The organism is Saccharopolyspora sp. NPDC045941, assembly GCF_056431445.1.
In genome coordinates, this window is the sequence record NZ_JBWKKU010000127.1 from 1 (window position 1) to 8,814 (window position 8,814).

At 68.8% G+C, this 8,814-nt stretch carries 7 protein-coding genes; 5 read left to right on the forward strand and 2 right to left on the reverse strand.

Annotated elements, in window-relative coordinates; genetic code table 11:
* Positions 1-167: 167 nt before the first annotated feature.
* From AC07FN_RS45115 to AC07FN_RS45130, 4 genes are all read left to right on the forward strand, one after another.
* Complete coding sequence (locus AC07FN_RS45115) at positions 168-920, forward strand: type 1 glutamine amidotransferase (protein ID WP_478401246.1); 753 nt, start codon at positions 168-170, stop codon at positions 918-920.
* 52 nt (positions 921-972) lie between these two features.
* Positions 973-4,014 (forward strand): bifunctional [glutamine synthetase] adenylyltransferase/[glutamine synthetase]-adenylyl-L-tyrosine phosphorylase, encoded by a 3,042-nt coding sequence (locus AC07FN_RS45120; protein ID WP_478401247.1) that lies wholly within the window; start codon positions 973-975, stop codon positions 4,012-4,014.
* Positions 4,015-4,037: 23 nt separating this feature from the next.
* Positions 4,038-4,544 carry an N-acetyltransferase family protein gene (locus AC07FN_RS45125; protein ID WP_478401248.1) on the forward strand — a complete coding sequence of 169 codons (507 nt, stop codon included), beginning with the start codon at positions 4,038-4,040 and terminating at the stop codon, positions 4,542-4,544.
* Positions 4,545-4,760: 216 nt separating this feature from the next.
* A complete protein-coding gene (locus tag AC07FN_RS45130; RefSeq protein ID WP_478401249.1) occupies positions 4,761-5,621 on the forward strand; it encodes an SMP-30/gluconolactonase/LRE family protein in 861 nt (286 codons plus the stop codon).
* Between the two features lie 63 nt (positions 5,622-5,684).
* Here AC07FN_RS45130 and glnA read toward each other — a convergent pair whose 3' ends face one another.
* Positions 5,685-7,109 (reverse strand): type I glutamate--ammonia ligase, encoded by a 1,425-nt coding sequence (gene glnA / locus AC07FN_RS45135; protein WP_478401250.1) that lies wholly within the window; start codon positions 7,107-7,109, stop codon positions 5,685-5,687.
* A gap of 221 nt (positions 7,110-7,330) precedes the next feature.
* On the opposite strand from glnA, the gene AC07FN_RS45140 reads away from it, so the two are divergent.
* Positions 7,331-7,798 carry an RDD family protein gene (locus AC07FN_RS45140; protein WP_452612966.1) on the forward strand — a complete coding sequence of 156 codons (468 nt, stop codon included), beginning with the start codon at positions 7,331-7,333 and terminating at the stop codon, positions 7,796-7,798.
* A 68-nt stretch (positions 7,799-7,866) separates the two neighbouring features.
* On the opposite strand, the gene AC07FN_RS45145 is transcribed toward AC07FN_RS45140, so the two are convergent.
* Positions 7,867-8,595 (reverse strand): DUF4191 domain-containing protein, encoded by a 729-nt coding sequence (locus tag AC07FN_RS45145; RefSeq protein ID WP_478401251.1) that lies wholly within the window; start codon positions 8,593-8,595, stop codon positions 7,867-7,869.
* Between the last annotated feature and the right edge of the window lie 219 nt (positions 8,596-8,814).

An 8,814-nucleotide genomic window follows, 5' to 3' on the forward strand; every position in this document is an offset into this window, starting at 1 on the left:
TCGACAGGGTGTGGGAGAGTAAGACACCGCCGACACATTATGTGAGAAGGGTCCCTTCTTTTCCGGTCCACCGGAAAAGAAGGGACCCTTTCTCTATTTGTCGTGAAATGCGAACCGAGCCCGAAAGGCCGTAGGCGGCTGTGCTGCCGGCACGTACGCTCACGGTCATGGGTGGTGTGCGGATTCTCGTTGTCCAACCGTCGAAGTTGGATCCGCCGGGCGAGCTCGGTGAATGGCTGCTCGCCGCCGGCGCGGAACTCGACGTCGTGCTTCCGGCGGAGCAGGAGCTCCCGGCCGGCTTCGACGATCATCATGGCGTGGTCGTGCTCGGCGGCGAGATGGGCGTGTACGACGACGCGGAACACCCTTGGTTGGCCGGGCTTCGCGCCCTGCTGAGCAAGGCCGTTGGTGAGCGGGTGCCGGTGCTGGCCGTATGCCTCGGTGCTCAGCTGCTCGCCGTCGCCACCGGCGGCCAGGTGCGTCCAGCTCGCAAGGGGCCGGAGGCCGGGACCTTGCTGGTGGCGAAGCGGGATGCCGCGGCGGAGGATCCGCTCCTCGGCCCGGTTCCATTGACCCCTGACGTGCTGCAGTTCCACACCGACGAGATCTCTTCCCTGCCGCCGTCGGCGCAACTGCTCGCTTCTTCCCCGAAGTGCGACAACCAAGCGTTCCGGGTCGGGGACTGCGCTTACGGGTTGCAGTTCCACATCGAGACGACCCCGGACATGGTGTTGGAGTGGGCCAGGCTGTCGCCCGAGGTCGCGGAGACGGTGCGGCCGGGACAGCTGGATGTCCAGCATCTGCGGGAGTTCCACGCCGACCTCGCCGAAACCTGGCAGCCGGTCGCCGAGCGCTTCGTCCGGCTGGTCGCCACGCCGCCGGAGGAGCGGACCACCAGCAGGTTCCTGCCGTTGGCGTGATTGTCGTCAGGTGGGGTCTCCAACGGGATTCAATGCGGACTACGGTTCGAACATGGCGAACAGCAACTCGTCCCGATCGGGTTCGGTGCCGTCCACCGCGCGTTACGGATTCAGCGACGCGTCGCGTGCCGGGGACCAGTTGAGGCGAGTCGGCTGGTGGTCGGACACTGGCCCGGGGGAATCCGAGCCGATCGTCGCCGCGTTGTCCCGCACGCCGGACCCGGATCTCGCGCTGCTGTCGCTCGACCGGATTCGGGAAGCCGTCGGCTCGGGTTGGGCGGAGTTGTCGCGGTCGCTCGCGGACGACATCGGGCTGCGCGGGCGTTTGTTCGGTGTGCTCGGCGATTCCACGGCGTTCGCCGATCATCTCGTGGCGAATCCCGGTGACTGGCGCCGTTTGCGCTCCGACACCGTTCAGCCGAGCACCCTCCAGGAACGCACCGCGGTGCTGCTGGCGTCAGTGGGGGCGAACGGTGACGGGGCACCGGGAACAGAGGGCGGCCCGGTTGCGAAGTTGCACGGACCGGAGGCGGTCAGTGCTTTGCGGAGTACCTATCGCGGCTTGCTGCTGGACGTCGCCGGCAATGACATGGCGAGCGTCGCCGAGCCTTCGCTGCCCGCGATGCCGTACGAGAGCGTCGCGGCGAACCTCTCCGACGTCGCGGTGGCTGCGCTTCGCGCGGCCCTGTCGGTCGCCGTCGCCGAACTGCAGCGGTCCGGCGTGGACGAGGTGCCTCGGCTCGCGGTGATCGCGATGGGCAAGTGCGGCGGCCGGGAGCTGAACTACGTCAGCGACGTCGACGTCGTGTTCGTCGCCCACAGCGAATCGGAGATCCCGGCGGCGACCCGGTTGGCCAGCCTCATGATGCGCGTGGCGGGCCCGGCCTTCTTCGAGGTCGATGCCGCGTTGCGGCCGGAGGGCAAGGCCGGCGCGCTGGTGCGGACGCTCGACGGGCACCTCAGCTACTACCGCAGGTGGGCTCGCACCTGGGAGTTCCAGGCGTTGTTGAAGGCGCGGCCGGTGGCCGGCGACGAAGAGCTCGGCGACCGCTACCTGGAGGCCGTGCAGCCGTTGGTGTGGACCGCCGCGGAGCGCGAGGGATTCGTCGTGGACGTGCGGTCCATGCGGCGGCGGGTCGAGGAGCACGTCCCATCGGAGTTGGTGGAGCGTGAGCTGAAGCTCGGCCGTGGCGGCTTGCGGGACGTGGAGTTCGCCGTGCAACTGCTGCAGATGGTGCACGGCCGCAGCGACGGCTCGCTCCGCTCGAAATCCACATTGGACGCTTTGCTGGCACTGGGCGACGGCGGCTACGTGGCCCGCGCGGACGCGGCCGATCTCGTGGACTCCTACCGGTTCTTGCGCACCGTGGAACACCGGTTGCAGCTGCGGCAATTGCGGCGCACCCACCTCTTCCCGCCGTTCGACGACGCCGATGCGCTGACGGTGCTGGCCCGCGCGGTCGGTTTGCGCTCCAGTGGCCGGAACACCGCGGCTCAGGCCCTGGTGGGCGAGTTCCGCCGGCACGGCAACAGGGTTCGCCGACTGCACGAGAAGCTCTTCTACCGCCCACTGCTGGAGGCGGTCGCGAAGGTGCCCACGGCGGCGCTGCGATTGACCACCTCGGCGGCCGTCGAACGGCTGGCCGCGCTCGGCTACACCTCGCCGGAAGGCGCGTTGCGGCACATCGGGGCGTTGACGTCCGGGATGTCGCGGCGGGCCAGCATCCAGGGCACCCTGCTGCCGATGCTGCTGGATCTGCTGGCGAACACGCCGGATCCCGACGGCGGTCTGCTGGCCTACCGCAAGGTTTCCGAGGCGCTGGCCGAAACACCTTGGTACCTGCGGCTGCTGCGCGACGAGGGCGTGGTCGCCGAGCGGTTGGCGCAGCTGCTGGGCACTTCGAAGCTGGTGCCGGAACTGCTGGTGCGGGCACCGGAGGTGCTGCGGCTGCTCTCGGACACTTCCGCACTCGCCGAACGCGATCCGATGGAGGCAGCGGTTTCGCTGCGCAGCGCGGTGGCGCGGTACTCGGAGCCGCAGCGGGCGGTGTCCGCGGCGCGTTCCTTGCGGCGGCACGAGCTGCTGCGCATCGCGTGCGGCGACCTGCTCGGACTGATGGAACCGACCACGGTGTTCGGGGCACTGTCGAACATCTGGATCGCCGTGCTGGAATCCGCGTTAGATGTCGCCGTGCGGGACGTGGCCAGCCGGTCCGGTGGCGAGGTCCCGGCGCGGATCGCGGTCATCGGGATGGGGCGCCTGGGCGGCAACGAGCTGGGTTACGGCTCCGATGCCGACGTGATGTTCGTGTGCGAGCCCGTCGGCGAGGCCGATGAGCGCTCGGCCATCCGGTTCGCCACCTCCGTCGTGGAGCAGGTCCGGCGGCTGCTCGGCGCGCCGAGCCAGGATCCGCCGCTGGAGGTCGACATCGACCTGCGGCCGGAGGGGCGGCAGGGGGCGTTGGTTCGAACCCTGGATTCCTACCTGACGTACTACCGGCGCTGGGGCGAGGCATGGGAGGCGCAGGCCCTGCTCCGGGCGCGCGCCGTCGCCGGCGATCGAGACCTGGGCGAGCGGTTCTGCCACGCGATCGACCCGATCCGGTATCCGGAGGGCGGCCTGGAGGAAGCCAAGGTCCGGGAGATCCGGCGCATCAAAGCGCGGGTGGATTCCGAGCGGCTGCCGCGAGGCGCCGACCCGGCCACGCACACCAAGCTCGGGCGCGGCGGCCTGGCCGACGTGGAGTGGACGCTGCAGCTGCTGCAGCTGCAGCACGCGCACGAGTTCCCCGAGCTGCGAACCACTTCGACCGTGAACGGGCTGCGCGCCGCGGCGGCCGTCGGCGTCATGGAGGCCGGTGATGCCGACGAGCTCATCGAGGCGTGGACGTTGGCGATGCGCGTGCGCAACGCGGTGATGCTGGTGCGCGGCAAGCCCGACGACCAGCTTCCCAAGCACACCTGGGAGCTGAGCGCGGTCGCCGCCGCGTTGGGCTATCCGGCCGGAGTGGACACCGGTGAGGTCGTCGACGATTACCTCCGGGTCACGCGGCATGCCCGCGCCGTCGTCGAACGCGTCTTTTACGGTTCCTGATCGCAACGCCTAGGGTGGCGAGCATGACTGATCGGCTTCGCCAGGCGGAAGAGCACGACCACCAGCGGATCGTGGCGGCGATCGAGTCGTGGTGGACGGATTCCCGCAGCCCCGCCGCCGCTCGCGAATTGTCGCTGCTGGTGCCGCGATTGTTCCTGCAGCATTTCTCCGGCACCAGCTTCGTGGCCGAGCGGGATGGCCGAATGACCGGTTTCCTGATCGGATTCCTGTCCGCCGACCGCGCCGAGGACGCCTACATCCACTTCGTCGGCGTCGATCCGGCGCTGCGCCGAAGCGGGCTCGCTCGCGCGCTATATGCCAAATTCTTCGATGCCGCTTCTCGTGCCGGGCGCCACCGAGTCCACTGCATCACGTCCCCGGCCAACTCCGGGTCGATCGCGTTCCACCGGCGCATGGGATTCGAGCTCGTTCCCGGCGACACCGAGGCCGACGGGGTGCCCGTGCACCGAGATTACGATGGCCGGGGGCACGACCGGGTTTGTTTCGTCCGGGACATTTCGGGGCTTTGACCGGCGATCGTGCAACGTGGACCATTCGGGTGGGCGTCCGGTGAAATTGTTCCACCGCGCGCAATCGCGGTAATCGAATAGGCCGGATGGTGCATCGCCGCTCCGGCGTCCCCATTGGACCGTTTTTGGGAAACCCCGGTCGGCGGTCCCGAATTGCCGAATTCGCCAGTAGCCTCGGCGATCGAGTGCGGGCGTGTTTCGGGATGGGAGAGGTCGATGTCCGAGGACTTCGAGCTGCTCGTCGACCGGCAGGCGCTGTGCGGGACGAGCCCGCTGTGGATGCCGGCGCTCAATTGCGTGTATTGGGTGGACCTGATGCGCCGCGAATTGCACACCTATCACCGGGATTCCGGTATCGACGAGGTGCGGGTGCTGCCGGGCGCGGTGACCGCGCTGGGCGCGACGCGGCACGGGCAGTTGATCGCCGCTGCGGGGAACGGTTTCGCGCGGGTGTACCTGGGCCGCGCCGCGCTGGAGCCGGTCGTGCAGGTACGCAACGGCGACAGGATGAGCGTCGGAGCGTGCGATCCGGCGGGGCGGTTCGTGGCAGGCACGCTGACGCACGCCCGCGACGTCCGCGCGAGCGCGCTGTTCGTCCTCGACGGCGACCGCGCGCGGCTGCTGGTCGAGGGGGTGACCGCCGCCGGTGGGCTGGCCTGGAGCCCGGACGGCACGCGGATGTACGTGGTCGACACGCGCGCCATCTGGGTCTACGACTACGACGTGGAGCGGGCCCGGGCGCTGTCCGGCCGGCAGTGGGTGGCGTGCGCGGAGTCGGAGGGCAGTCCGGAGGGCGTCGCGGTGGACGCCGAGGGCTGCGTGTGGGTCGCGATGCACTGGACCGGGCGGATCCACCGGTACGCCCCGAGCGGGGACCTCGAAACCGTGCTGTGGGCGCCGACCCGGCGGATCACGAGCCTGGCCTTCGGCGGATCGCGGCTGGAGGAGATGTACGTGACGTCGGCGTGCTTCGGCTACGACGAGCCCGGACTGCTCGCCGATCCTTGCGCGGGCGCGCTGCTGCGGTTCAAGCCCGGCACGGTCGGTGCCCCGTTGACGCCGTGGCAGGGCATCTGATCAGCAATGCGAAAGCGGGGTGGGGGCCGAAGTCCCCACCCCGCTCGCGCAACGCTCAGCCGATCACACGTCGAAGTACAGCGAGAACTCGTGCGGGTGCGGGCGGAGGCGGATCGGGTCGATCTCGTCCTCCCGCTTCAGGCTGATCCAGGTCTCGATCAGGTCGGGGGTGAACACGCCACCCTCGAGCAGGAAGTCGTGGTCGGCTTCCAGGTTGTCGATGACCTTCGACAGGTTGTCCGGCACGGTCGGCACGTTCTTGGCCTCTTCCGGCGGCAGCTCGTAGAGGTCCTTGTCGATCGGCTCGGCCGGCTCGATCTTGTTCTTGATGCCGTCCAGACCGGCCATCATCATCGCGGCGAACGCCAGGTACGGGTTGCCGGACGGGTCCGGGCAGCGGAACTCGACGCGCTTGGCCTTCGGGTTCGCACCGGTGATCGGGATCCGCATGCAGGCGGAGCGGTTGCGCTGCGAGTACACCAGGTTCACCGGGGCCTCGTAGCCCGGCACCAGGCGGTGGTAGGAGTTCACCGTCGGGTTGGTGAAGGCCAGCAGGCTCGGCGCGTGGTGCAGGATGCCGCCGATGTAGTAGCGCGCCATGTCCGACAGGCCGGCGTAACCGGACTCGTCGTAGAACAGCGGGCTGCCGTCCTTCCACAGCGACATGTGGCTGTGCATGCCGGAACCGTTGTCGCCGAACAGCGGCTTGGGCATGAACGTCACGGTCTTGCCGTGCTGCCAGGCGGTGTTCTTGATGACGTACTTGAACAGCTGCAAGTCGTCCGCCGCGTGCAGCAGCGTGTTGAACTTGTAGTTGATCTCGGCCTGGCCGCCGGTGCCGACCTCGTGGTGCGCCCGCTCGATGGTGAAGCCCGAGCCGATCAGCTGCTTGACCATCTGGTCGCGCAGGTCCGCGAAGTGGTCGTACGGGGAGACCGGGAAGTAGCCGCCCTTCATCCGGGTCTTGTAGCCCCGGTTGCCGCCTTCCTCGTCGCGGCCGGTGTTCCACCAGCCCTCGACCGAGTCGACCTCGGCGAAGGTCTTGTTGGCGGCCTCGCCGAACTTGACCGAGTCGAAGATGTAGAACTCGGCCTCGGCGCCGAAGAACGCGGTGTCGGCGATGCCGGACTCGTTCAGGTACTGCTCTGCCTTGCGCGCGATGTTGCGCGGGTCGCGGCTGTAGGGCTCCAGCGTGAACGGGTCGTGCACGAAGAAGTTGAGGATCAGCGTCTTCTCGGCGCGGAACGGGTCGATGCGAGCGGTGTACGGGTCCGGCAGCAGCAGCATGTCGGACTCGTGGATCGACTGGAAGCCGCGCACCGACGAGCCGTCGAAGGCCAGCCCCTCGGTGAAAGCGTCCTGGTCGAACGCGGTCGCGGGCACCGTGAAGTGCTGCATCACGCCCGGCAGGTCGCAGAACCGGACATCGACGAACTTCACGTCCTCATCGGCGATGAAGCGCAGGACCTCGTCAGGATTCTTGAACAACCTCGGTGGCTCCTAACCGCACTCGTACAGCTCACCGACCGCCATGCCATGGGGTTCCGCCGCCGGCTCGAAGCCAACGTTATGTCAGGGGTGTTGCCCCGTCGTCACCCGAATGTTTCGCGGGCGTTAACTGCCGCCTGTTCGGGTGGTAGGGGTTGCGTGCAGTGGCCGAACGTGATGCTCCGACAGCGCCAGCGCGGGCGGCACGTACCCTGGGTGACGTGCGAAAAGTCGGATCGTGGCTGGACGGCCCGAAGAGCGCATTCAAACAGGCGCGCGAGCAGGCGAACGAGACCCGACCCGAGTGGCGGGGCCAGCGGCTGGGGCTGCCGGAGAGCGGGCCCGGCGCGGCGGCGCCGGTGGGCCGGCGGATGGCGGCGTTCCTCATCGACATCGTGCTGGCCGCGCTGGTCGCCGCGTTGTTCACCGCGCCGGACTACCCGCAGAACTGGAGCCTGGTGGCCTGGGTGGTCATCACCGTGGTCCCGGTGACCTTCTTCGGGGCCACGCCGGGCATGGCGGCGATGCGGATCTGGGTCGCGCGGGTCGACGGCGCGGTCATGGTGGGGCCGTGGCGGGCCGCGGTGCGCTGCGTCCTGACGGGGCTGATCGTCCCGGCCGTGGTGTGGAACTTCGACGGCCGCTCCTGGCACGACCGGCTCACCGGCACCATCGTCCTCCGCCGCTGAAGGATCGCGACGGAAGAAGCGGGCCCGGGTCGTTCGACCCGGGCCCGCTTCTTCGTCCTCGTCGCTTCTTACTTCGCGCGGCGAACGGCGCGCGACACGTTCCGCATCTTGGCGCCCTGCGGCATGGGGCCCTTGGGCAGCGAGTTGCCCCGGCTGGCGAGCGCCGCGAGCCGGTTCTCGATCGAGTCGATCTGGGCCGGGCCGATGTTGCGCGGCAGCTTCATGATGCGCTGCTGCAGCTTGCTCAGCGGCACCTGGTCCTTCTCGTGGCCGACGGTGATCTCGTAGATCGGGGTTTCGCCGACGAGCCGGGAGATCCGCTTCTTCTCCTGCGCCATCAGCGCCTTGACTCGGTGCGGCGAGCCCTCGCCGACCAGCACGATCCCCGGGCGGCCGATGAGCCGGTGCACGGCGTCGAGCTGGGCGGTGCCCGACACGGCCTGGGTCAGCACCCAGCGGCCGCGCAGGTTGTCCAGGGCCCATCCGGCGGCGCCGGGCTGGCCGTCCGCCTTGCGGTAGACGGTCGATTGCACGCGCCGACCGAAGATGATCACCGCGGCCAGCAGCCCGAAGGCCAGGCCGACCGGGAGGAACACCCAGTGCAGGCTCCAGATCATGCCCAGCAGGAACACCACGGCGGTCACGCCGAGGAACGCCCCGAGCATCAGCGGGAGGAGGAGCTTGTCCTCCCGGCGTTGCATCTTGAACGCCTCGAAGATCTGCTTGATCCGGCCCCGTGTTGCCTGGCGCCTTGCTTTGGCCGCCGCTTTCTTGGCGGCCTTGTCCTGCTTGGCCATGGTTTTTAGGATACGGCCCGGTCCGCGCCGGGTGCAGGTGCGGTCCGAGATGCGTGACCGACCCGTGAACTCCGACCCGAAAACACGGCCGGATGAACAGCGAAGGGCACCGCGGAGCGGCGTGGCTGAAGTGGTCCCCGGAAGTTGGACTCGGTAATTGAGAGTCTAGGCAGCGAGGGTCTGGGCCCGGTATTGCACCGGGCTCAGGCCCTCGCAGTG